A 22,266-nucleotide genomic window follows, 5' to 3' on the forward strand; every position below is an offset into this window, starting at 1 on the left:
AAGCCCGCGCACAAATTGCGGTGCCAAATACGCAACACGATGGTGTGCGGTGGGCTGACGTGCAAATGTCGCATGATGCAAACCGATAGTTCCGCTCCCGACCCGTACGAAATCTCTGGCGAGGTGATTGCGGCCGGTACGCGCCAGAATATCGCCATTCCGGTGAGCCAGAGCGTGTCCGGTCTGTCGGCCAATCTTGCGCTGCAAGTGATCCACGGCAAGCAACGCGGCCCGTGCATTTTCGTCAGTGGAGCGATCCACGGCGATGAAATTATCGGCACCGCTGTGATCCAGCGGTTGACCGCGTTGCTCCATCCCGAAACCCTGTCGGGTACGGTCATCCTTGCGCCTGCGGTCAACATTTACGGCTTTGTCCAGCACAGCCGCTATCTGCCCGACCGCCGCGATCTCAATCGCAGTTTCCCCGGCAATCCGGGCGGGTCGCTGGCCTCGCAGCTGGCGTATTGCTTCCTTGAGAACGTGATCGACCGGTGCAGTTTGGGGATCGATATCCACACCGCAGCCATCCACCGTTACAATCTGCCGCAGATCAGAGTGGCATCGGGCAGCCCCTATCTGATCGAGCTGGCAATGGCGTTTGGCGCGCCGATCATTATCGAAAGTCCGCTGCGCCCCGGTTCGATGCGCGCGCTGGCCGCTGACCGCGAGACCCCGATGCTGCTGCTCGAAGCGGGTGAGGCGCTGCGGTTCGACCGCCATTCAATCGCGATCGGTGCGGCGGGCGTGTTGCGTGTGCTGGCGCATATCGGGATGATTGCGGCGGATGACGGGTTGTCTCACATCGGGATTCCGTTGCGAGCAAACCGGTCGTTGTGGGTTCGCGCGCCGCGAGGGGGTGTGTCACGGCGCAGACACCGGTCTGGCGATATCGTTCACCGCGGTGATGTGTTGGCGCAAGTCGGCGGGCTGTTTGGCGAAGACCTGATGGATGTCCTCAGCCCGCTGGACGGGATTATCATCGGTCACACCACCTTGCCGGTAGTCAATCAGGGCGATGCGCTGTTCCATGTGGCAGAGGTCGCCAATTTCGAGAATGCGGGAAAGCAGGCCGGTTCGATCATCGAGGCTATTTCCGTCAGCGCCCCGCCCTTCCCCGCAGAGCCGCTCCTGGACGAGGACGAAGTGCATTAAACCAGCCCGGCGTGCTCCAGCGCTTCGTCCACTGCCTTTTTAGCGGCGTCGGAGCATTCGACCAACGGCAGGCGCACCTGCGGGGTCATCCAGTCGTGCACGCGGCTCAGCGCGTATTTCACCGGCGCGGGGCTGGCATCTTCGAACATGGCGTAATGCAGCGGATAGAGCCGGTCGTTCAGCTTGCGCGCCTTGACCAGATCATTGTCGGCACAGGCCTGCTGAAATTCGCAGCATAGCGCCGGGGCGACATTGGCGGTTACCGAGATGCACCCCACGGCGCCTGCGGCACTGGCGGGCAGCGCCAGTTCATCGTCCCCCGACAACTGGCAGAAATCTTTGGAAATGCCCATGCGGTGGTCGACCACCCGCGACAGATCGCCGCTGGCATCCTTGATGCCGGCTATCCGGTGCGGATATTTGGTGGCCAGTTCGCACACCGTTTCGGGTTCGATATCGGTTACTGTACGGCCCGGCACATTATACAGAATGATCGGCAGGTCGGAATTTTCCGCCAGATGGCTGAAATGCGCAATCAGACCGGCCTGGCCCGGACGGTTGTAATAGGGCGCCACACACAGGCCCGCTGCCGCACCGGCCTTTCTGGAAAACCGCATATGCAGCAGCGCGTTCTGCGTATCATTCGACCCGCAGCCCGCAATTACCGGCACGCGCCCGGCGGCCTGTTCAACACAGATTTCAATTACCCGGTGGTGTTCGGCATTGGACAGGGTGGAAGCCTCCCCCGTCGTCCCGCAGGCGACCAGACCCTTGCTGCCATGCTCGATCTGCCAATCGATCAATCGGCGGAACGCAGCCTCGTCCAACGTCCCATCGCGAAAAGGAGTCACCAGAGCCGGAATCGAGCCAGAGAACATTTACCGTTGCCTTGCGTTAGGTCCATGATCGCATTCGCGTTTCAGCGCGATCGGGACGATTTCATTCAGCGCGTGATAAGGAGCCGCAAGGCATTATGTCCAGCATGGACCTCAAAACAGCAGTTTCTTTCGCACTCCTCGCCGGCACCGCGCTGGCGACCCCTTCCATTGCCGCAGCACAGGACGGTGCAAGCTGGGACCGGGCGCGGGGAAATCTGGTGGCCAACCAGTCCGGGCAGATTGCTGGCGCCATCAGTCGCTGGGAGTATCTGATTGGCCGGGACAATTTGTCCTTTGCCGAATATGCCGGCTTCATCACCACCTATCCCGGCTTCCCGCAGGAAGACAAAATGCAGCGCCGCGCCGAAGCTGCGCTGGACCGTGATGCGGTAACGCCGCAGGCACTGGTTTCATTTTTTGAACGCAACCCGCCGATCACCAACGGTGCCAAGGCGCGTTATGCGCTGGCGCTGGCCACAATGCAGCGGCCCAATGCCTTTGACGTGGCGCGCGATGCGTGGCGCGGCGGCAGCATGAGCGGCCCTGCAGAAGCCTATATACAGGGCCTGTTCGGCGCGCGTCTGACGCCTGCCGATCATGACGCCCGTATGGATGCGCTGCTGTGGCAGAGCGAGACCGAGGCCGCTGCACGCCAGATCGTCAACGTCTCCCCTGCTATGCGCCAATTGGCGATGGCGCGGCTGGCGCTGGTTCAGGGCGGCTCACCCCAGCAGTCCGGCCTGTCGGTGCCCGGCGATGCGCGCAGCGATGCGGGCTATGTCTACAATCTCGCACGATATTACCGCAGCAGCGGGCAATTGGCGCAGGCAGTCAACGCCTTGGCCAACCGTCCCGGCTTTACCGCACCCGCTTTCGATCCCGAGGATTTCATTGGTGAAGCACTGAGGATCGCCAAGGGTGCAGGCGCCGATCCTGCCTCACGCATTGCCGCCAATGTCGACGATCTGTTCGCGCCCGGCGCGGATGTCAGCAAGATGGCCTACCGGCTGCGCGATGATTACACGTCGCTGATGTGGCTGGGCGGCACCAAAGCGCTGTGGCAGCTTGGTGACGGCAATCGCGCTGCCCCCCTGTTCTATCGCTACGGTGCTGCGGCGCAGACTCCGCAAACCCGCTCGAAGGGTTTTTACTGGGCCGGACTGGCTGCACGCCGTTCGGGCAATGCTGCCGACGCAGCGCGGTATTTCGAGATGGCGGCAAGCTATCCCGACCGTTTCTATGGCCAGCTGGCTCACAAGGAGTTGGGCCGTGCGCTGCCGCAAATCGGCGGCGGTGCCCCCGCCCTCCCCAGCGCCGAGCTACGCGCTGAATTCGAACGCAAGCCAGTGGTCGCCGCGGTTCGCGAAGTGGCACGCGGCGCGCCGTGGCGCACCGGCATCCAGTTCTACCGCGCGCTGGCGCAAAGTGCCGATACGCCGGAAGAACACGCATTGGTGGCCGAGCTTGCGCGGCAGGTTGGTCGGCGCGATCTGGCCGTTAACGTGGCCGAGGCAGCGGGCGCTGACGGGCTGGATGGCTTTGTCGTCCAAGGCTTTCCCACCATGCCGGTGCCGTCAGGCGCGGACTGGACGATGGTTCACGCGATCACCCGGCAGGAAAGCCAGTTCGCGGAAAACGCCATCAGCCATGCCGGAGCGACCGGCCTGATGCAGTTGATGCCGGGCACGGCGCGCGAACAGGCTGGCAAGTTGGGCATCAGCTATATGTCCGCAAACCTGATCGATTCGCCCAGCTACAATATCCAGCTGGGCAATGGGTATTTCGCGCGAATGATGAGCTATTACGGTGGCTCCTATCCGCTGGCCGTCGCGGCGTATAATGCCGGGCCGGGCAATGTGAACAAATGGATCCGCGCCAATGGCGATCCGCGTCAGGGCAATATCGACTGGCTGCGGTGGATCGAGGAAATCCCGATCTACGAGACCAAGAATTACGTCCAGCGCGTGCTCGAAAATGCCGCCGTTTACGAACAGCTCAATCCATCGCAGGTGCGTTATGGCAAACCGCGCACGGTGAGTGACTTCCTACGGTAAGATGCGCTAAAGCAGCAGGCAGATGTCTGCGCCAAGCAATCCGATTACGCCAGCTGGCTATAGAGCGCTGAAAGCGCGCTATGACCAATTGCTGGGCACCGAACGCCCGGCGATTTGCGAAATCGTCAGCTGGGCGGCGGGCAATGGTGACCGCAGCGAAAATGGCGATTACCTGTATGGCCGTAAACGGATGCGCGAGATCGACCGCGAGCTGGCGCATCTCTCACGGCGGATGAAATCGTCACGGGTTTTGGTGCCTGCGGAACAACCCGACAAGAGCCTGGCCTTCTTCGGCGCGACCGTCACTTTGGCTGACGAGAATGATGCACAGCAAAGCGTGACGCTGGTGGGTGATGACGAACAGGATGTTGTGGCGGGCCGGATTGGCTGGTCTTCGCCAATGGCCCGCGCGCTGAAAGGCGCGGCGGTGGGCGATCTGCGCACCGTGCGTCTGCCCGGCGGCGTGAAGGAATGGGAATTGGTGGCAATCGCCTATGCGTAAAATGCTGCCCGTTGTTATGTTGCTTGCGCTTGCGGCACCCTTGGCAGCCAAGGACAGCCTTGGCGTGTTTTCCGGATGGGGCGCATTCCGCGATGCGACTGTGCCGCGCTGCTATGCCATCGCCATGCCCGCCGCGAGCCGCGCCGCGCGCGACTTCGAACCCTTCGCCACCATCGCCACCTGGCCGAAACACGGCATTCGCGGGCAAGTCCATTTCCGCCTGTCGCGGCAATTGGCCAAAGGCGCACGGATCAGTCTGCAAATCGGTCGGCAGAGTTTTCGCCTGACAGGCGGCGGTGCAGATGCCTGGTCCGCCGATCGCCGCATGGATGCCGCAATTGTCGCTGCCATGCGGTCGGCTACCAGTATGGCGCTTAGCGCCACTGACAGCGCAGGGCGGCGCTTCACCAACAGCTATAGCCTGGGCGGAGCCGCTACTGCGATGGATGCGGCCACCGTCGCCTGTTCACGAAGCAGCAGATAGCACAAGAGCCGGAAGCGCACTCAAGCGCCCCCGGCTCCTGTAATGACTTCAGAACAAACGCTTAGAAGCGCATGCCGACACCGGCCATGATCTGATGACGGTCGAGATCGACGTTGAAGTCTGGCGTGGTTGCGCCGCTGGCGAATACAACTTCACCGTCCTGATAATTCGAATAACGATATTCGAAATTCACATAGGTGCGCGGATTGATGGCATATTCCAGGCCCGCACCGGCGCGCCAGCCGTCCAGCTTGAAATCGCGGCGCGTTTCGGTCGTGCCGTCATTTGTCAAAATGTTCAGCTTGGCATTGGTGTAGCCGCCCTTGGCATAAAGCAGGACGTCAGGGGCAACCTTGGCACCGACGCGCGCGCCGATGTAGAGATCGCGGCCTGCATCAACGCTGCCGAAGCCGAAGCCTTCGAAATCGCCATTGCTGAATTCGGTCTTGGCTGTCGAATCCGCATATTCGCCTTCGATACCGACCACTGCACCGCCGAGATCGACATCGTATCCGGCGACTACACCGTAAGCGACACCGTCGATCGACTGGTCGTTATTGTTGCGCTCGTTATCCGCATCGACGCTGCTGCCAGCCTGGACGGCGTCATAGCCAGCGGTAACACCTGCTCGAAAGCCGGTGAAAGTGCTATCTGTATCCTGCGCCATGGCGGGGGTTGCAGCGGCAAGCATGGTTCCTGCGACGAGAAGGGCTGTTGCCTTGTTCATGATGTACTCCGTTTCTTTCTTGTTTGTCCCGCAGCTTTCGTGCCGCGTGGACCAATCAAACGGAGGATACGGCAGAGAGTTTCATTAACCCTGCACAACAGAAAAACGTTGTTTTAAAGCCACAACTTTACCGACAAATGGTGGATTTCCGCCGACGAACTGCAGCTTGCCAATCACCGTCGACAAAGCGCCATAATTGCGCGACGAAAAGCGGGAACCCGCCGCATCGATGCGTGTTTGCGCGCGGCGCGCACAGGTGCTTTGCTTTGCGCGGCCAAGCGCCTATATGCGCGGTTCTCATGGCCGACACCAATCTGATGAGCATCCCCGGGCAAATTGACCCGGTTCCCGTCGCGCGCGACATAACCCCGCGCGCCGATGGCCGCACCGACTTGCTCGGGCTGCCCAAGGCCCGCATTCGCGAGCTGTTCGAACAGGCCGGGCTCGACGCCAAACAGGCTAAGCTGCGCGCCAAACAGGTGTATCACTGGCTGTACCACCGCGGCGTGACCGAATTCGCCGCGATGACCGACATCGCAAAGACCATGCGCCCGTGGCTGACCGAGCATTTCATCGTCGGGCGGCCCGAAGTGGTCGAGGCGCAGCATTCAGTCGATGGCACGCGCAAATGGCTGCTGAGAACCGATGACGGTCACGAGTTCGAGATGGTGTTCATCCCCGACGAGGATCGCGGCACTCTGTGTGTCTCCAGCCAGGTCGGCTGTACGCTGAACTGCACATTCTGTCACACCGGCACGATGCGGCTGGTGCGCAATCTGACGCCGGGCGAGATCGTCGGTCAGGTTATGCTGGCACGCGATGCGCTGGGCGAATGGCCCAAGGGCAAGATGGATTTCGCCGAGGATGCGGACGAAACCGAATACCGCGCCGATGGCCGCCTGCTCACCAACATCGTGATGATGGGCATGGGCGAGCCGCTGTATAATTTCGACAATGTCCGTGATGCGCTGAAGCTGGTGATGGACGGCGAGGGTCTGGCCCTGTCGAAGCGCCGCATCACGCTGTCAACCAGCGGCGTCGTGCCGATGATGGCGAAATGCGGCGAAGAAATCGGTGTCAATCTGGCGGTCAGCCTGCACGCCGTGACCAAGGAAGTGCGCGACGAGATCGTTCCGATCAACCGCAAATACGGCATCGAAGAATTGCTCTCCGCCTGCGCCGCATACCCCGGCGCCAGCAATGCCCGGCGTATCACCTTCGAATATGTCATGCTGAAGGATAAGAACGACAGCGACGATGACGCGCATGAGCTGGTCCGGCTGATCAAACAGTATGGCCTGCCCGCCAAGGTCAATCTGATCCCGTTCAATCCGTGGCCCGGCGCAGTCTATGAATGCTCCGAACCCACCCGCATTCGCTCGTTCTCCAACATCGTGTTCGAGCACGGCATTTCCGCGCCGATCCGCACCCCGCGTGGTCGCGATATCGATGCTGCCTGTGGTCAGCTGAAAACTGCAGCCGAGAAGAAGAGCCGCGCCCAGCTTGACCGTGAGGCGGCGGCAGCTCTGGCGCAGTGAGCGACCCGGCGACACTGGCGTTCTATGAACAGCAGGCGCCGCAATACACCGCCAGCACGGCCCAGATGCATCACCGGCATCTCGACCCCTTTCTAACCCGCCTGGCTGACGGCGCTCACGTTCTCGAACTGGGCTGCGGCGCGGGGCGCGATGCGGCGCGGATGATCGAGCATGGCTTCGTTGTAGATGCCACCGATGCCGCCGCAGCGATGGTTCGCAAGGCTCAGGAACGGTTCGGGATAGCAGCGCGCCAGATGCGTTTCGATGACCTTTGTGCTGACTCTGAATATGACGCGGTATGGGCGCATGCCTGCCTGATCCATGTCGCACGTGCCGATTTCCCCGCTGTGCTGGCGGCCATAAACCGTGCGCTGCGGCCAGGCGGTTGGCATTTCGCCAATTACAAATTGGGGGATGGCGAAGGGCGCGATTTGCTGGGCAGGCTGCACAATTTCCCCTCAGCCGAATGGCTTACCGCGGCCTATTTCGCTGCTGGCTTCGAAATTGTCGAAACGGAGAGCTATCCCGGTCAGGGCGCTGACGGCACGCAGCGTGACTGGATAGCCATGACGCTGCGTAAAGCATGACCGGCTCAGCCACCCTTCTCGCCCTGTGCGTGGGCCAGCCGCAGCCGCTTGCCGGTGGCAAGAAAAGCGCAATCGACAAGCGCCCCATCGAAGGCAGCGTCCACATTGGGACTATGGGGCTGGCAGGCGATACGCAGGTCGACAAGCGCTATCACGGCGGTGAACATATGGCGGTGCATCATTATGCAGCCGACCATTATCCCTATTGGCGTGAGCAATTGCCGGGCGTTGATCCTCTGACCAATCCAGGCGCGTTTGGCGAAAACCTGCACGCCAGCGGCCTGACCGAACCCGATGTCTATATCGGCGACCGCTATCGCCTTGGCTCAGCCCTGCTGGAGGTCAGCATGGGCCGCCAGCCATGCAACACGCTGCAACGCCACTTTGCGCGCGATGATATGGTGCGGCGGATCATCGCAAATCACCGCTGCGGGTGGTATTACCGTGTGCTTGAAGAAGGCGCCGCGCAGGCTGGTGACACGTTCTCGCTGGTTGGACGACCGCAAGAGCGCTGGAGCGTGGATCGCGCCTTTGCCCTGCTGTTCGATCCGAAATTCAAACGCACGCCGGGCGATGCGCAGGATTTGCTCGCGCTTCCCGCACTTGGCCCGAAATGGCAGGCGAAATGCACAGCAAAGCGCCGCTAGACCGCTCGCTTCATCGCATCATAACAGTCAATTTATCGCTAATTTCGGCTTAACAGCGTTCGTTCAGCGTGCGTTGTAATGGCAGGTTGCACCCATGCTCCAGCAGAAAAATTACAGACAGGATATGGGGTCGCCATGAAGAAAATTGCACTTTCTTTCGCCGCCGCAGCGCTGGCATTGACCGGTCTTGGCACAGCCGCCCCCGCGCTAGCGGATCCGCCGCATTGGGCGCAGGCGCATGGCAAGCACAAGAAGCATTCCAAACGCGGCAAGCGTTACAAGCACAAGGCCAAGCATCACCGCAGCTATTACCGCGCTCCGGCACGCCAGGTCCGTGTGGTTCGCGTCTATGATGACCGCGGATATTACGTCCAGCCGCGCCGCGTCAGCCGGTCCTCCTATGTCTGGCGTGGCCGCGACAACCGCTATTACTGCCGCCGCGACAACGGGACCACGGGTCTGCTGATCGGTGCTGGTGTCGGCGCGCTGGCGGGTCATGAACTTGCCGGCCGCGGTGACAAGACGCTGGGCGCGCTGCTCGGTGCGGCGGCGGGCGGTCTGCTTGGCCGCTCGATCGATCGCGGCGATATGCAGTGCCGCTAAAACACAACGAGGGGTAACAGCCCTTCGGTGTCGCAGGGCGCGCCGTCACCTTCGGGTGGCGGCGCGCTTTTCTTTGCGCGGCCAGCCGCTATGGTCGCCAGCAGATGGCCGTACACAGACCTTCAGTGCTCGTTACAGGGGGCGCAAAACGCGTTGGCGCGGCCATCGCGCGCGCATTTGGGGCGGCGGGTTGGCACGTCGTAATACACTACCACCGCTCCTCTGCGGAGGCCGAGGCGCTCGCCGCACAATTGGACAGTGCCGAAACGGTCGTTTGCGATCTTGCCGATGGCGATGCTTCCGCAGCAATGATCGCTGCGCTGGCGGCGCGGCTTAAGGATTGGAGCGCCCTGATCAATTGCGCCGGGATATTTCAACCCGACGCTGTAACCGCGCTCGATCCCGATACGAATACACGGGCAATGCAGATCAATGCCCGCTCTCCCGCCCGCATGGCGCAGGCCTATCTGCAGCACGCGCGCGCAGACAATGGGCGGCGCGTTATCATGGTCACCGACCAGAAACTGGCCAATCCCAACCCCGATTTCTTTAGCTACACCATGAGCAAGCACGCGCTGGGGGCGACGGTGCCGATGCTGGCAATGGGCGCTGCCGGGTCGGATGACCGTGTCTATGCGCTGGCACCCGGTGCGATATTGCCCAGCCATGACCAATCCGAGGCCGAGACCGAGATTTCGCACCGCCTCAATCTGCTGCGCCGCAAGACCGCCCCTGAAGAAGTCGCCGAAGCAGCGCTGTTTCTGGCTGACGGCGTGCTTGCCACCGGACAGACCCTGTTCGTCGACAGCGGGCAGCATTTGCTGGCGCAGGACCGCGACGTCATATTCCTTGCCAGAGAAGGCGCATCGGCATGAAGCGCCACGCGATTTCCACCCGGATCTGGCACTGGCTGAACCTGATCTGCGTGGTCGTGCTGTTCATGTCGGGGCTGACCATTTCGAATGGTCACCGGCGGCTGTATTGGGGCGATTGGGGCTTTGCGGCGGGCACTGAATGGCTCGCCGTTCCCCGCTTCCCCGACTGGATGACTATCCCCGGCCATTACAGTCTGGCGGTGGCGCGTGACTGGCATACTTTGATGGCGTGGCCCTTCGCGCTGGGATTGCTGTTCGGCTGGGCCGCGATGCTGGCAAACCGGCACTTCAAACGCGATATCGCCACCAACCGCAAGGAATGGCGTCCGGCGCAGATCAAGCGTGACATAGCCGCGCATCTGCGACTCGATTTCGATCACGGCGCGGGCAAGTACAATTTCCTGCAAAAGCTCGCTTACGGCCTCGTGCTCGGTGTGTTTCTGCCGATGATGGTGTTCACCGGCATTGCGATCAGTCCGGGGATGGAGCCCAGCTTTGGCTGGCTGGTCGATCTGCTGGGCGGCCGCCAATCGGCGCGCAGCTTCCACTTCCTGTTCGCTTTTGCGCTGTTCGGCTTCTTCATCGTCCATGTAGCTCTGGTTTTGCTGTCAAAGCCGCTCAGGCAAATCCGCGACATGATTACAGGGGGCACAGCATGAAACGCCGGAACTTCCTCGTCGCTGCTGGTGCCGCCTTTGTAGCAGGCTGCAACAAAGTTGCAGACAGCGATTTCGGGCAGGGAATGTTCGACGCAGCAGAGCGCTGGCACAAGGGCGCACACCGGCTGCTGACCAGCCGCGATGCGCTCGCCCCCGAATACCCCCGCAGTGCAGTCTCGCCCTATTTTCGCGGCAATGGGTCGGTCGATCCGAAGAATGGCGATTACCCGCGCCATGTGACCGAAAGCTTTGCCAATTGGCAGCTTGAGGTTGGCGGGCTGGTCGACAATCCGCTGACGCTCACGCTCGACAATATCCGCAAGCTGCCGCAGCGCACGCAGATTACACGGCATGATTGCGTTGAGGGGTGGAGCGCGATTGGCGAATGGACCGGACCGCAACTGTCCTTGCTGCTCGACGCCGCAAGGGTTCAGGATCAGGCGCGCTTCATCATCTTCCGCTGTGCTGACGAGCTGGGCGGTAGCGCCTATTACGAAAGCGTCGATCTGGAAGACGCCTATCACCCGCAGACCATTGTCGCGCACCGCCTCAATGGCGACCCGCTACCGATCAAGAACGGTGCGCCGCTGCGGATGCGGATCGAGCGGCAGCTGGGTTACAAGCACGCCAAATACCTTACCGGGATCGAAGCGGTCGCCAGCCTGGACGGCATCGGTGATGGCAAAGGCGGCTATTGGGAAGATCGCGCCGATTACCAATGGTATGCCGGGATCTGATCAGCCGGGAGGATACAGCCGGTTCATTGTCGCCCAATCCTCGGTCAGGATTACTTCGAGCACGGCCATATCCACATCAGCCAGCTTGTTGATGTAAAGACAGCTCTTGCCCCGCGCATATTTGCCCAGCCGCGCCAGTTGCGCATCGCGCCTCTGGCCGGTCTCGGCGTCACAATAACCGCCCATCAGATATAGCGAATGGCGCGCCTTGCGCGGGCTGAACCCGGTGCGCATCCAGTGCACATCGCGGCCGCTGGCATAAGTGGTGCGATAATCGCCATAGCCCAGCATGGCCGGCCCCCACATCCTGGGCTGCTCGCCCGTCACCTGCCGGAACAGCGCGTCCAGCTTCTGCGCTTCCTCACGCTTGCGCTCGGGTTCGACCGCGGCGAGGAACTCTGCTGGGTCAATATCGGTGATCGTCGTCTTTGCCTCTGCCATGCCCGCAGGATAGCACCCGATTGACTCGCTGCAAGCACGTGTCAAACTGCGGATCGGGATTGGACAGGGGAAAACGCGCTATGTGGCTGCTCGATAAATTGCTGACATCGGTGATCCGTCGCGGTCACATGATCGTGACCGACCATGACGGCAAAATCTACGAGTACGGTGCCAGCGAAGGGGGCGAGCCGCCGCTGAAAATCCGTCTGACCAATCGCAAGGCCTCCAGCCATATCGCCCGCCATCCGCAGGTCGGCGCGGGTGAGGCGTTCATGTGGAGCTGGCTGGTGATCGACCCACCATACGATATCCGCGATCTGGTGCTGTTCTTCACAATGAATTCCAAGCAGCAGGGCGACAAGGCGATTCAGGCACAGGGGCCGCTGAAGAAACTGGCCGAACGCGCGCTGGCCGCTGCCGACAGCATCAATCCCAAGGGCAAGGCGCGCCGCAATGCAGAGCATACATATAACCTCACCCGCCGCCTGTACGAGCTGTTTCTCGACGAAGACCGGCAATACACCATGGCCTATTTCCGCGACACGAACCGGACACTGGAACAGGCTCAGCTGGACAAGAAAGCCCATATCGCGGCCAAGATGTATATCCAGCCGGGCATGCGCATACTCGACATCGGCTGCGGCTGGGGCGGCTTTGCGCTGTATCTGGCGCGCAATTACGATGTCGAGGTGCTGGGCGTGGCGCTCGCCCCCGATCAAATCGCATTCTGTCAGGAACGCGCCGAGGAAGCGGGGGTGGCCGACAAGGTCAAATTCCAGCTGACCGATTATCGCGATGTGACCGGCACTTTTGACCGGATCAGTTCAGTAGGGCTGCTGGAACACGTCGGCACCCCGCATTATCCGGAATTTTTCGCGCACACCAACCGCCTGCTCAAGGGCGATGGCGTGATGTTCAGCCATTGCTGCGGCCGCTCTGGCCCGCCCGGACACACCGATGCATGGACCCGCAAATACATTTTCCCCGGCGGCTATATCCCTGCGCTTAGCGAGTTGGTGACGCAAAGCGAAAAGCACGGCTGGCAGGTCGCCGATGTCGAGGCGATGCGCTTCCACTACGCCCATACGCTGGAGGAGTGGTACAAGCGCACGGTGAAACACCGCGAGGAAATCACCGAGCTTTATGACGAGCAATTCTATCGCATGTGGCTGTTCTACCTCGCCGGCGCCGAACAGAGCTTCCGCCACGGCAGCATGGTCAATTGGCAAGTCCTCTATGTTAAAGACCGCGCCGCCATCCCGATGACCCGCGATTATATGCTGGAAGAAGCCGAACGCCTGCGCTCGGTGGAGGAAGCCCCGGTGTGGAGTCTGGGTGCGGGAAACCGTGAGGCGGCGGAGTAAACCCGACCACATGTAAAGGTACTGGCCCGCCAGCTGATCAGCTGCCATTGTGCGCGCCAAGTCGCTTGATGGAGATAGCAGTATGTCCGACGTCTTTCGCACGCCTGACGAGAACTTCAGCGCCCTGCCCGACTTCCCGTTCGACCCGCATTATCACGAGCTGCGCGAAGAATTGCGGGTGCACTATCTCGATGAGGGCCCGCGGGGCGCGCCCACCGTGTTGATGATGCATGGCGAGCCAAGCTGGTGCTATCTCTATCGCAAGATAATCCCGCCCGTGGTGCGCGCGGGCTACCGTGTGGTTGCGCCCGACCTGATCGGCTTTGGCCGTTCGGACAAGCCGACCAACAAAGCGGTGTTCACTTATGCCGGGCACGTCGCCTGGATGCGTGAGTGGCTGGAGGCGCTGGATCTGACCAATGTAATCCTGGCCTGTCAGGATTGGGGATCGCTGATCGGACTGCGACTGCTTGCCGAAATGCCCGAGCGGTTTGCCGGAGTGGTGCTGTCCAATGGCGGCTTGCCCGAGGGGCAGGACCCGCCCGCCGCCTTTGCCGCATGGCGATTGTTCGCCAAGACCAGCCCGGTGTTTCCCATCGGCGGGCTGATACAACGCGCCACCACCACCGAGCTCTCAGAAGCGGAAGTTGCCGCCTATGACGCGCCCTTCCCCACCCGTGGCAGCAAGGCCGCCGCGCGGGTCTTCCCCGCATTGGTGCCGCTGGGCGAGAACGAGGCGGTTCCCGACCAGCAGGCCGCATGGAAAGTTTTGGAGCAATTCGACAAGCCCTTCACCTGCGCGTTCTCAGACGGGGACCCGATCACCAAGGGCGGCGAACGCACCTTCAAGGACCGCGTGCCCGGCGCCAGGCACGATATGCACCGCACGCTGAAGGGCGGGCATTTCATCCAGGAAGACGATCCAGAGGGCTTTGTTTCCGCGATCCTTGATACCGCCCAAGCAGCGGGCTGTAAGCCAGCCTGATACGTAGGAATCCCGGGCACCACAGCCTGGACAGATTTTCTTGTGCGGTTCGCTTGTGTCACTCTCGCCGCACGTGCAGAATGCCAAACTGCGGCCTTTGGGGCGCAGCCACAAACGGGTCGCGATACGTATGGTGGGGACATGATGTCCCTGGGGGTAAACCGAGAAAAATGGCCCAACAGCGGCACCAGCATGCTCTCGACAAACTGTTCCTGTGGACAGCCGCCATCTTTGTTGTGGCCAGCATCGCAGCCGTGGTCGCGATCCAGTTGTACTCCTCTTACGAGATCGACCGGGATTATCGCGAGCGGCGGGAGAAGGTCGTCGGGAATGGTATCGTCAATTACGCTCGCACCTTAAGCGAGAAACCGTTTCCCCAAGCCTATTGGGACGACGCGGTGCGCAATCTGGACAACCGGTTCGACCCGGCATGGGCGCGGGAATTCATCGGTGTGTATTTCTGGCAAACCGAACGGTTCGATAAAATCGCGATTCTCGACCGCGACGACAAATTGCGATTCGCGATGGTCGGCGGACAGGATGCCGATTTTTCCGCGCTTGCGCCGCTAATGACCACTGCGCAGCCCCTGATCGCCGAAGTGAGAATGGCAGAGGAAAAACGCGGCCCCATCCCATCGCTTGATGAGCTTGGCGGCACGCGCCAATTCCCTCGCTTTGACAGCGATCCGCCGATGGATGTGGGTGAAGATCAACAGCAGAAAGACTGGCGCAAACGGACATCCTATTCGCGCTGGTCGGACAAGGACCAGCAGGCGCTGCTCCCAATAGCAGCGGAATCGATGAGCCGTATTGGCGATAGAATTTATGTTGTTTCGGCGACACTGGTGCAGCCCGATTCCGATGCGATGCCGCTCACAGATCGCTCAGCAATTATCCTGCTGGCCAAAGAAATTGACGACGAAGTAATCGCAGGGATTGCTGCCCGTTTCCTGGTCGATCAGCCACAGCTACGCTTGGGCGATGCGGAGGCAGAACCCGGCTTTGCGCAAGCCAGATTGTTTGACAAAGAACGCAACGTGATCGCTGCGGTGGAATGGCGGCCTAACCGACCCGGCGATGCGTTGGTCCGCAAAACAGCACCTGCTCTGGCGATATTTGCATTGCTGTTGGCGCTGGCAGTCTGGCTGGTGATGCGCAGCGGCCGCCGGATAACGCTCGACCTTTATGCCAGCGAGGCGCGTGCATCGCATCTCGCCTATAATGACAAGCTGACCGCACTACCCAATCGTGTTGCGCTGGATGACCGGTTTGCAGCATTTCGCCGCACCCATCAGGTCAATGGCGTTCCCTTCGCTGTGCTCTGCATCGACATCGACAATTTTAAGGCCGTCAACGATACATACGGCCACCCGGTCGGCGATGTCCTGCTCACCCGTGTTGCAGCAAGCCTGCGCGAGCTGGTTGTGGAGGGGGATATCATCGGGCGTCTTGGCGGCGACGAATTCTGCATTTTGCAGGCTGACAGTAATCCAAAGGACGCCGCTGAACTTGCTCAGGCTATCGTCGATGAATTGTCTACTCCGGTCGATCTTGAGCCGGGCCGCGTTTTTGTCGGGGCATCGGTTGGTGTTGTTATCGTCGATGCCGATGGCTTGCTTGACGGGCCGGAGGCATTTCGTCGTGCCGATCTCGCCATGTATCGGGCCAAGGAATTGGGCCGCAGCCAGTATACCTTCTTCGAGCCTATGCTTGACGAGGTGGCCCGTGCTCGGCAGGGATTACAAAGCGATCTGCATCAGGCACTCGCCGCTGGCGACCTGACGTTGCATTACCAGCCTCAGGTCGATGCCGATGGCGCGATCATTGGCGCAGAAGCCCTGGCGCGCTGGCCAGCCGCAGAGGCCAAAGGCATATCCACCGCAACCTTCGTGCGCGCTGCGGAAGAGACCGGATTGATCGACGCACTCGGTCAATTCACACTGGCGCGGGCCTTTGCCGATACGGCGGCATGGCCGGGCCTGACAGTAGCCATCAATGTTTCGGCGGCACAAGTTCGGGCGAGTGACTTTGTGGGCACCATTGAGCATCTGGTGGGTGAGCATAATGCCGACCCGGCGCGCTTCGAGCTTGAGATCACCGAGGGCTTGCTGATGGGGCAGGATACGCACACGCTCGACACGCTCAACCGGCTGCGGGCAATGGGTTTCCAAATCGCGCTGGATGATTTCGGAACCGGATATTGCGGCCTCAGCTATCTGCACCTCTATCCCATCGACAAGGTGAAGATCGACATCTCTTTCGTCTCGCGCTTGGGCAAGGAACCGCAGGCAACAGCGCTGGTCGACACCATCGTCCGCCTCGCGCACGCGCTGGACCTCTCCGTGATCGCTGAAGGGGTCGAAACCGAGGATGAAAAGCGGTTGCTGATGCAAGTCGGCTGCTCGCTGTTCCAGGGATATCTGACGGGTCGGCCGATGCCTCCCGAAGAGCTGGCAAAGCTGCTTTAACGCTGTCCAAAGGTGAGTTGGCGTTGCCGCCTGCCCCGCCTGCTGATACCGGCGCGCGCTACAGTGAAAGGTGCCTGCAATGTCCGACATCAAACGTGTGGTTCTCGCCTATTCCGGCGGTCTCGACACCAGCGTCATCGCCAAATGGCTTGAGGTGGAGCGCGGCTGCGAAGTCGTCACCTTCACTGCCGATCTGGGACAGGGCGAGGAAATCGAACCTGCACGCACCAAGGCTCAGGCGATGGGCATCCCCGACGATCACATCTTCATCGAGGATCTGCGCGAAGAATTCGTTCGCGATTTCGTCTTCCCGATGATGCGCGCCAATGCCCGCTATGAAGGCGATTACCTGCTCGGCACATCTATCGCCCGCCCGCTGATTTCCAAGCGGCTGGTCGAAATCGCACACGAAACCGGCGCCGACGCCATCGCGCATGGGGCCACCGGCAAAGGCAATGACCAGGTCCGTTTCGAGCTTTCCGCTTACGCTCTGGACCCCGACATCAAGGTGATCGCCCCGTGGCGCGAATGGGATTTGACCAGCCGCACCGCGCTGATCGCCTGGGCCGAGGCGCACCAGATTGCAGTGCCCAAAGACAAACGCGGCGACAGTCCCTTCTCGACCGATGCGAACCTGCTGCACACCTCTTCGGAGGGCAAGGTTCTGGAGGACCCGTGGGAGGAAACGCCCGACTATGTCTATTCGCGCACCGACCATCCCGAGGATGCCCCCGACACGCCCGAGTACATCACCATCGACTTTGCCTCGGGTGACGGCGCCGCGCTGAACGGCACTGCGATGAGCCCTGCCAGCCTGCTGACCGCGCTCAACGAGCTCGGCCGCAAGCATGGCATCGGCCGCCTTGATCTGGTCGAAAACCGCTTTGTCGGCATGAAGAGCCGCGGCATGTACGAAACCCCCGGCGGCGAAATCTATGCGCGCGCACATCGCGGTATCGAACAGATCACGCTGGACCGCGGTGCGGCGCATCTCAAGGACGAGCTGATGCCGCGCTATGCCGAACTGGTGTACAATGGCCTGTGGTTCAGCCCCGAACGCGAGATGTTGCAGGCAGCGGTCGACCTCAGCCAGCAAAAGGTCAGCGGCACTGTCCGGCTCAAGCTGTACAAGGGCAATGCCAGCGTGGTCGGACGGCGCTCGCCCCATTCGCTCTATTCCGAGGCGCATGTGACCTTCGAGGATGATGCCGGGGCCTATGACCAGAAGGATGCCGAGGGCTTCATCAAACTCAACGCGCTGCGCTTGCGGCTGCTCGCCAAACGCGATCGCTGAGCTTTTCGGGCGAATTGCGGCGGACCGTTGACTTATCCACCCGTGTCCACAGGGAATTGCGGGGAAAGTGGATAAGTCGCCCCTTGCAAGCTTGAAGAATCGGTTCGTCAGGCGCAGCTTCAGGTCATCGGAACGGCGCGGGTTTGCCAGCCTCTCGAAGGTCTAACGACTGGAAAGACAAGGGAAATTCCAAACCGGGAAGACGTGACGGAACCTGTTCCACGCGGGTCTCGAGATCGCCATGCAAAGGACTTCGGTCTGGCGCAAGGTCGGTTGTTGAAGGACACGCGACACAGTTCCGAAACGGGTTGGGCCAGCCCGATCGAGCGCCGAGGAAGCGATGGAAGGTCTTCGGACCGGAAACCCGCAGCCGCCTGAGGCTTCGATCACCGGCATAGTCCGACCGCGGAACCGCCCGTTGAAGATCGGCCGGGAAAGGAAAGCGAAGGGTCTTCGGACCACAGCGCACCGGACCAGACCGAACGGAGGGTAGCTCCGGATGCCGATGCGAGCGCTGGTGACAGCACCTGAGATCCACTTCGGTGGAAGGACGGGAAAACACCGGATGCCAAGTTCTCTCCTTCGGGAGTGACCACGTATCGGTAAGAGTGGGGTCGGCAGCAATGCCGGCCCCATTTCTTTTTCGCGCCCGGTTCCGCCCCATTTCGCACCCCTCTCCCCCCGCATTTTCGGTTCGTCCCGTTGGTTCCTCCATCCACGACGAATGGTGGCCGGAATGGGGCAGACAACCGCGGCGTTAACGACTCCCGGCGTGCTGGCCGCTATCAGGCGGGCATCGAACGGGAACTTCACATGACAACCAATCGCGCGCTTCGCAGCATGCTCTTTCTTGCAGCCCTGGCCCTGCCCAGCACCGCTGCGCATACGCAGGACCGCGCCCCGAACGCCGCCGCGACCTCCGCCGATTTCGCCGCCAGCTTCGCGCGTTTCGAGGCGGTGCCGCTGGCCCCTGCCCCGGCCGCGCATGTGGTCGATCTGGGCAGCTTCGAGCCGCCGGTCGAGGTCGAGCAAGAACCCGCAACCACCGCGATCAGCGGCGGCGTAGCCTCCTATTACGGGCGCCGGTTTCATGGCCGCCGCACCGCCAATGGCGAACGGTTCGACATGAACGCGATGACCGCCGCGCACCGCACGCTGCCGTTTGGCACGATGGTCCGCGTCACCAACCCGCGCAATGGCAAGTCGGTGGTGGTCCGCATCAATGACCGCGGCCCGTTCCACGGCAACCTTGTGCTGGACGTCAGCCGCGCCGCCGCGACGCAGCTGGGCATGATCGCCCGCGGCCACGGCACGGTGGAACTCGCCCTGCTCGACTAGGCCGCCGCCCCGCCATCATCCGGCCCCTCGCCGCCCTCTTCCTCGGCGCGCCAGATGCCATCGGGCCCCGGCTGGAAGAAGCCGTAATTCTCCCCGTAACACCACCACTCCTCTTCGCCGAGGGCAAAGACTTCGCGCTGGCACGCCGCCACCGCAGCGGGATCGCCCAGCAATTCGGGCGGCGGGGCGTGCGCCGGACGCTCCTGCGCCATCGCCTCCGCCAGTTCCTCCTCGGTTTCCTCCTCCTCAGGGACGGATTCCGGTTCAGCGCCGGGAGACATGGACCACGTGTTACACGGTCTAGGGGAATGTTTTTCCGCCGGCTCGTCCGGAGCGGCGGGCACCGCCTCCTCCCCCGCGGCAAAGCGCGCCATGGCCGCGTCCCAATCCTCGGCAAAGGCGATGGCGGCATCGTCCCCCGCCAATTTGTCCAGCCGCGCCAGATGCGCCAGCAGCAGGCGGCTGCAATAGCGGCGGCGCGTGGCAATCACCTCGCCGTGATAGAACACCTGTTCCTCCACCCCGTCGATCGCGCGCGCGGCCAGAGGGTCCTCCGCACACCGCCGCGCCGCCACCAGCGCCGCGTTCCAGGCGAGCCGGAACTGCGCGCAGGACCGCCGCGCGCGGTAAGCGCTCTGGTGGCTGACCCCCGCCGCCCGCGCCGCCGCGCGGACCGAGCCGGTGACCGAAAGCCGATCGATAAACACCACCTGCCGCGCGCGGACGAATTCAGTCTGCGGCGCGCGGGTGTGGTCCCCGGGAATGGCGGAGATCAGCGCGGGGAGATTGGGGGAAATGGCGGTGTGGGCGTTCATGGTTCACCTCATGGATTTGTGTGAACCGGCCCAGCTAGCGGGATTGGGGCGTGTAGGAAAATGATGAGTTGGGTGGGCTGTTAGGGTAACGGGAGCGGGGGAGGGGAGACGGAATGCACTGCTTCCGCAAGTTTGGGGGATTAGATATAGTGTCCCCGGAATTCGTGGCGTCCCCGGAATTCGTGGTGCGGTTCTGTGAGACACATGGGCGGACTCGCTGCTGGCTGAAGAGAACCGCGTAGCGAGGCATGGATTGGGGGGTGTAGGTAAGCGAAATTCACCAAAGAAGAGGCGGCACGCACTCGCTTGGGGTCTTCTGTTGTCAAAAAAAGGGCGACGGCATTGCCGTCGCCCTTGAAGCAACATTCACCGCGGAGTGCACTTCATTCCGTTGCGCTTTGCATTTGCCTCGCAATCAGAACGATTGTGATACGCTTCAGTCGAGGCTCCAACAATCCTTCCGTTGCTAGCAGTTCGTCGCCAGCGCCAGCCTTGAACGGTGGAGTAAATTTCCCAACGGTCGCCATTTGCATCAACACAAGTACTCATCTTCTACTTCCTTAGGGGCTGGATGCCCTCATAATCGGAATGCAAACATTTCAATTTTTCCTTTTTGGTTTTAAGGGCATTGAGGCGATTGTAGGCAAAATCGGCACATCCGCATTGGCAAGCGAGGACGTCTGCGCAAGGTGCGCTCGAAAGTATGGATAGACCGCCATCAAGCCAGTTCTCCTGGCAAACGAAGTGGCGTGCAATTCATCGCAATCACAATCAATTCGATAGTAGACAACAAATTTATCCTTGAGTGAAAAAGCCTTTTTGCGCCCACGCTTCTCAAATGTTTCGAATTGAAATATGCAGGTTGCCACCCCTTTTTCGAAATCAAAGGATTCATGAACATCAGAGATTTCGATAGAGGGGGCTTTCCCAGACGTTTCTTCAAAATACAGTGGTGAGATTGAAAAATTTGATTCGATAAGTTGAATGCCAAGTAAGCGTGCGCTCTTTGCAACCAAGTTGTAGGCATCAGGGTCGACCTTCAGGCCTTCATCAAGAGTTTTCAATGTGTTGTCAGGGCCATTGATAGACGGTTTACCCATTCGCTGCCCTCCTCATAGGAACAACATTGCTTCCATATTCTGCCCACGTCTTAGCGGTACTACTTCTGCGGGATAGCTTGTCGCCCTCACTAGAATGTAGTTGCTCAGAACTGCGTAACGCTTCCGCTATCAAGGAAGCTGTAAGCACATCTTCTTGACCATCAGTGCACGTTCGATGGCGCACCTTGCGGTTAGATTTTTCTTCCTCAGCACAACGAACCAGCCTCTCGTATTCGCTTTTTTCCAAAACGACCGGTTCTTCGCCAAGCGCAATAAAACTGCGCGCAAGCAATCGGAGGGTAAGATTTTTCGCATCATCCGAAAAAATCTGAGTTACGCGAGCTCGCGAAACGCCAAGTTTCCGTGACAGTTCGGCTCTAGTTACTCCTCGATCTTCAAGGAGCATTTGAAGACGAGCCTGAGCCTCCGCCACAAAAAATTCTTCTTTGAATTCGTCGGACTTAAAGAGATCAGAAAATTTATTGCTCATCGTGTTCACCACATCTTTCATCAAGAGACACCGCTTCTGCTTTAGCCCTCTTAAGTATTCGAGGATTCGCTTTGTCTTGCTTCTTCGCAGTATCCATAGCGACTAGGAGGAGAGTGCGCTTCTCTCGGTAATGACGAACGAAACCATACAGTCTCGTCTTCATCGCCTTGTTCGTTTTGACCGCGACCAACATGCGGTCATCCTCACCACCACATCGTCCTTCATTTCCGTTGAATTGCTCGCGCGTGAGCTTAACTCCGTTGCCCCAAAGCTGTAGCCTCGAAAGCAACTGAGCCTGCTTACGGCTCTCCAACGCCATAAACTCATCAATGATCTTTCTGGACATCAACACGCGACCCTCCGTGCCGTCACGCACGAACTCACATTCGATCTCCGAGAAGTCATCCGAATCACTCATTGGCGTATATTGTTAAGTTTTCTCTTAACACCTTTCAAGCTAAATTTGGAAGAAATGCGACGAATGGGAAATTTCTAGAGGTAGCCCAACTCCCTTCCATTCCATCTTTT

The 22,266-nt window shown here is 60.6% G+C and carries 23 protein-coding genes; 16 read left to right on the forward strand and 7 right to left on the reverse strand.

From position 1 onward, the window contains the following. Window positions 1-72: 72 nt before the first annotated feature. The gene (locus FEV51_RS03015) at window positions 73-1,152 is read left to right on the forward strand and encodes a succinylglutamate desuccinylase/aspartoacylase family protein (RefSeq protein WP_246034406.1); all 1,080 of its coding nucleotides are present in this window, start codon (window positions 73-75) and stop codon (window positions 1,150-1,152) included. Here FEV51_RS03015 and dapA read toward each other — a convergent pair. Further along, on the reverse strand, window positions 1,149-2,030 hold the full coding sequence (gene dapA / locus FEV51_RS03020; RefSeq protein WP_138615739.1) for a 4-hydroxy-tetrahydrodipicolinate synthase: 882 nt from the start codon (window positions 2,028-2,030) through the stop codon (window positions 1,149-1,151). The two genes, FEV51_RS03015 and dapA, sit on opposite strands and share 4 nt — an antisense overlap. A gap of 95 nt (window positions 2,031-2,125) precedes the next feature. Between dapA and FEV51_RS03025 the strand changes: the two genes are divergently transcribed. Genes FEV51_RS03025 through FEV51_RS03035 form a run of 3 tightly spaced genes read left to right on the forward strand, consistent with a single transcriptional unit; the run spans window position 2,126 to window position 5,070 of the window. Continuing rightward, window positions 2,126-4,084 (forward strand): lytic transglycosylase domain-containing protein, encoded by a 1,959-nt coding sequence (locus FEV51_RS03025; RefSeq protein ID WP_138615741.1) that lies wholly within the window; start codon window positions 2,126-2,128, stop codon window positions 4,082-4,084. A gap of 22 nt (window positions 4,085-4,106) precedes the next feature. Next, a complete protein-coding gene (locus FEV51_RS03030; protein ID WP_138615743.1) occupies window positions 4,107-4,586 on the forward strand; it encodes a GreA/GreB family elongation factor in 480 nt (159 codons plus the stop codon). Next, complete coding sequence (locus tag FEV51_RS03035; protein WP_138615745.1) at window positions 4,579-5,070, forward strand: invasion associated locus B family protein; 492 nt, start codon at window positions 4,579-4,581, stop codon at window positions 5,068-5,070. The genes FEV51_RS03030 and FEV51_RS03035 overlap by 8 nt, the downstream gene beginning before the upstream one ends. A gap of 61 nt (window positions 5,071-5,131) precedes the next feature. On the opposite strand, the gene FEV51_RS03040 is transcribed toward FEV51_RS03035, so the two are convergent. After that, window positions 5,132-5,797 (reverse strand): outer membrane protein, encoded by a 666-nt coding sequence (locus FEV51_RS03040; protein ID WP_138615747.1) that lies wholly within the window; start codon window positions 5,795-5,797, stop codon window positions 5,132-5,134. Window positions 5,798-6,096: 299 nt separating this feature from the next. Here FEV51_RS03040 and rlmN point away from each other — a divergent pair, with 299 nt between their 5' ends. From rlmN to FEV51_RS03075, 7 genes are all read left to right on the forward strand, one after another. Next, on the forward strand, window positions 6,097-7,335 hold the full coding sequence (gene rlmN, locus FEV51_RS03045) for a dual-specificity RNA methyltransferase RlmN (protein ID WP_138615749.1): 1,239 nt from the start codon (window positions 6,097-6,099) through the stop codon (window positions 7,333-7,335). Further along, complete coding sequence (locus FEV51_RS03050) at window positions 7,332-7,922, forward strand: class I SAM-dependent methyltransferase (protein ID WP_138615751.1); 591 nt, start codon at window positions 7,332-7,334, stop codon at window positions 7,920-7,922. The genes rlmN and FEV51_RS03050 overlap by 4 nt, the downstream gene beginning before the upstream one ends. Then, on the forward strand, window positions 7,919-8,569 hold the full coding sequence (locus FEV51_RS03055) for an MOSC domain-containing protein (RefSeq protein ID WP_138615753.1): 651 nt from the start codon (window positions 7,919-7,921) through the stop codon (window positions 8,567-8,569). Before FEV51_RS03050 ends, FEV51_RS03055 begins: the two co-directional genes overlap by 4 nt. Before the next feature lie 135 nt (window positions 8,570-8,704). Further along, a complete protein-coding gene (locus FEV51_RS03060) occupies window positions 8,705-9,172 on the forward strand; it encodes a glycine zipper 2TM domain-containing protein (protein WP_138615755.1) in 468 nt (155 codons plus the stop codon). Between the two features lie 104 nt (window positions 9,173-9,276). Further along, complete coding sequence (locus FEV51_RS03065; protein ID WP_138615757.1) at window positions 9,277-10,047, forward strand: SDR family oxidoreductase; 771 nt, start codon at window positions 9,277-9,279, stop codon at window positions 10,045-10,047. Continuing rightward, entirely contained in the window at window positions 10,044-10,706 is a 663-nt protein-coding gene (locus tag FEV51_RS03070) for a cytochrome b/b6 domain-containing protein (RefSeq protein WP_138615760.1), read from the forward strand. Before FEV51_RS03065 ends, FEV51_RS03070 begins: the two co-directional genes overlap by 4 nt. After that, on the forward strand, window positions 10,703-11,443 hold the full coding sequence (locus FEV51_RS03075) for a molybdopterin-dependent oxidoreductase (RefSeq protein ID WP_138615762.1): 741 nt from the start codon (window positions 10,703-10,705) through the stop codon (window positions 11,441-11,443). The genes FEV51_RS03070 and FEV51_RS03075 overlap by 4 nt, the downstream gene beginning before the upstream one ends. Here the strand turns inward: FEV51_RS03075 and FEV51_RS03080 are convergent, their stop codons facing one another. After that, window positions 11,444-11,884: a DUF1801 domain-containing protein gene (locus FEV51_RS03080; protein WP_138615764.1), complete on the reverse strand. Its 441-nt coding sequence runs from the start codon at window positions 11,882-11,884 to the stop codon at window positions 11,444-11,446. A gap of 80 nt (window positions 11,885-11,964) precedes the next feature. Here FEV51_RS03080 and FEV51_RS03085 point away from each other — a divergent pair, with 80 nt between their 5' ends. The 5 genes from FEV51_RS03085 (at window position 11,965) to FEV51_RS03105 (ending at window position 19,333) form a co-directional block, all read left to right on the forward strand. Then, window positions 11,965-13,248, forward strand: a complete 1,284-nt coding sequence (locus tag FEV51_RS03085; RefSeq protein WP_138615766.1) for an SAM-dependent methyltransferase — start codon at window positions 11,965-11,967, stop codon at window positions 13,246-13,248. A gap of 82 nt (window positions 13,249-13,330) precedes the next feature. Next, window positions 13,331-14,233, forward strand: a complete 903-nt coding sequence (locus FEV51_RS03090; RefSeq protein ID WP_138615768.1) for a haloalkane dehalogenase — start codon at window positions 13,331-13,333, stop codon at window positions 14,231-14,233. Window positions 14,234-14,403: 170 nt separating this feature from the next. Further along, the gene (locus FEV51_RS03095) at window positions 14,404-16,701 is read left to right on the forward strand and encodes a bifunctional diguanylate cyclase/phosphodiesterase (RefSeq protein WP_171033019.1); all 2,298 of its coding nucleotides are present in this window, start codon (window positions 14,404-14,406) and stop codon (window positions 16,699-16,701) included. A gap of 79 nt (window positions 16,702-16,780) precedes the next feature. Beyond that, window positions 16,781-17,995 carry an argininosuccinate synthase gene (locus FEV51_RS03100; protein ID WP_138615772.1) on the forward strand — a complete coding sequence of 405 codons (1,215 nt, stop codon included), beginning with the start codon at window positions 16,781-16,783 and terminating at the stop codon, window positions 17,993-17,995. Window positions 17,996-18,808: 813 nt separating this feature from the next. After that, entirely contained in the window at window positions 18,809-19,333 is a 525-nt protein-coding gene (locus FEV51_RS03105) for a septal ring lytic transglycosylase RlpA family protein (protein ID WP_138615774.1), read from the forward strand. Here the strand turns inward: FEV51_RS03105 and FEV51_RS03110 are convergent. From FEV51_RS03110 to FEV51_RS03130, 4 genes are all read right to left on the reverse strand, one after another. Next, a complete protein-coding gene (locus tag FEV51_RS03110; protein WP_138615776.1) occupies window positions 19,330-20,148 on the reverse strand; it encodes a hypothetical protein in 819 nt (272 codons plus the stop codon). The two genes, FEV51_RS03105 and FEV51_RS03110, sit on opposite strands and share 4 nt — an antisense overlap. A 599-nt stretch (window positions 20,149-20,747) precedes the next feature. After that, on the reverse strand, window positions 20,748-21,248 hold the full coding sequence (locus FEV51_RS03120) for a hypothetical protein (protein ID WP_138615780.1): 501 nt from the start codon (window positions 21,246-21,248) through the stop codon (window positions 20,748-20,750). After that, on the reverse strand, window positions 21,241-21,759 hold the full coding sequence (locus tag FEV51_RS03125; protein WP_138615782.1) for a helix-turn-helix domain-containing protein: 519 nt from the start codon (window positions 21,757-21,759) through the stop codon (window positions 21,241-21,243). Before FEV51_RS03125 ends, FEV51_RS03120 begins: the two co-directional genes overlap by 8 nt. Next, on the reverse strand, window positions 21,728-22,156 hold the full coding sequence (locus tag FEV51_RS03130; RefSeq protein WP_138615784.1) for a hypothetical protein: 429 nt from the start codon (window positions 22,154-22,156) through the stop codon (window positions 21,728-21,730). The genes FEV51_RS03125 and FEV51_RS03130 overlap by 32 nt, the downstream gene beginning before the upstream one ends. Window positions 22,157-22,266: the final 110 nt, after the last annotated feature.

It is taken from the genome of Qipengyuania marisflavi, assembly GCF_005884405.1.
In the GTDB taxonomy this organism is placed as follows: domain Bacteria; phylum Pseudomonadota; class Alphaproteobacteria; order Sphingomonadales; family Sphingomonadaceae; genus Qipengyuania; species Qipengyuania marisflavi.

What these genes read in the sequence shown, in the direction of transcription:
- FEV51_RS03055 (WP_138615753.1), top strand. Translation starts at nt 7,919, where the DNA reads ATGACCGGCTCAGCCACCCTTCTCGCCCTGTGCGTGGGCCAGCCGCAG.
- rlmN (WP_138615749.1), top strand. Translation starts at nt 6,097, where the DNA reads ATGGCCGACACCAATCTGATGAGCATCCCCGGGCAAATTGACCCGGTT.
- FEV51_RS03105 (WP_138615774.1), top strand. Translation starts at nt 18,809, where the DNA reads ATGACAACCAATCGCGCGCTTCGCAGCATGCTCTTTCTTGCAGCCCTG.
- FEV51_RS03080 (WP_138615764.1), bottom strand. Translation starts at nt 11,884, where the DNA reads ATGGCAGAGGCAAAGACGACGATCACCGATATTGACCCAGCAGAGTTC.
- FEV51_RS03085 (WP_138615766.1), top strand. Translation starts at nt 11,965, where the DNA reads ATGTGGCTGCTCGATAAATTGCTGACATCGGTGATCCGTCGCGGTCAC.
- dapA (WP_138615739.1), bottom strand. Translation starts at nt 2,030, where the DNA reads ATGTTCTCTGGCTCGATTCCGGCTCTGGTGACTCCTTTTCGCGATGGG.
- FEV51_RS03035 (WP_138615745.1), top strand. Translation starts at nt 4,579, where the DNA reads ATGCGTAAAATGCTGCCCGTTGTTATGTTGCTTGCGCTTGCGGCACCC.
- FEV51_RS03095 (WP_171033019.1), top strand. Translation starts at nt 14,404, where the DNA reads ATGGCCCAACAGCGGCACCAGCATGCTCTCGACAAACTGTTCCTGTGG.
- FEV51_RS03130 (WP_138615784.1), bottom strand. Translation starts at nt 22,156, where the DNA reads ATGAGTGATTCGGATGACTTCTCGGAGATCGAATGTGAGTTCGTGCGT.
- FEV51_RS03110 (WP_138615776.1), bottom strand. Translation starts at nt 20,148, where the DNA reads ATGAACGCCCACACCGCCATTTCCCCCAATCTCCCCGCGCTGATCTCC.
- FEV51_RS03070 (WP_138615760.1), top strand. Translation starts at nt 10,044, where the DNA reads ATGAAGCGCCACGCGATTTCCACCCGGATCTGGCACTGGCTGAACCTG.
- FEV51_RS03100 (WP_138615772.1), top strand. Translation starts at nt 16,781, where the DNA reads ATGTCCGACATCAAACGTGTGGTTCTCGCCTATTCCGGCGGTCTCGAC.
- FEV51_RS03030 (WP_138615743.1), top strand. Translation starts at nt 4,107, where the DNA reads ATGTCTGCGCCAAGCAATCCGATTACGCCAGCTGGCTATAGAGCGCTG.
- FEV51_RS03015 (WP_246034406.1), top strand. Translation starts at nt 73, where the DNA reads ATGATGCAAACCGATAGTTCCGCTCCCGACCCGTACGAAATCTCTGGC.
- FEV51_RS03125 (WP_138615782.1), bottom strand. Translation starts at nt 21,759, where the DNA reads ATGAAAGATGTGGTGAACACGATGAGCAATAAATTTTCTGATCTCTTT.
- FEV51_RS03090 (WP_138615768.1), top strand. Translation starts at nt 13,331, where the DNA reads ATGTCCGACGTCTTTCGCACGCCTGACGAGAACTTCAGCGCCCTGCCC.
- FEV51_RS03065 (WP_138615757.1), top strand. Translation starts at nt 9,277, where the DNA reads ATGGCCGTACACAGACCTTCAGTGCTCGTTACAGGGGGCGCAAAACGC.
- FEV51_RS03075 (WP_138615762.1), top strand. Translation starts at nt 10,703, where the DNA reads ATGAAACGCCGGAACTTCCTCGTCGCTGCTGGTGCCGCCTTTGTAGCA.
- FEV51_RS03025 (WP_138615741.1), top strand. Translation starts at nt 2,126, where the DNA reads ATGTCCAGCATGGACCTCAAAACAGCAGTTTCTTTCGCACTCCTCGCC.
- FEV51_RS03120 (WP_138615780.1), bottom strand. Translation starts at nt 21,248, where the DNA reads ATGGGTAAACCGTCTATCAATGGCCCTGACAACACATTGAAAACTCTT.
- FEV51_RS03060 (WP_138615755.1), top strand. Translation starts at nt 8,705, where the DNA reads ATGAAGAAAATTGCACTTTCTTTCGCCGCCGCAGCGCTGGCATTGACC.
- FEV51_RS03040 (WP_138615747.1), bottom strand. Translation starts at nt 5,797, where the DNA reads ATGAACAAGGCAACAGCCCTTCTCGTCGCAGGAACCATGCTTGCCGCT.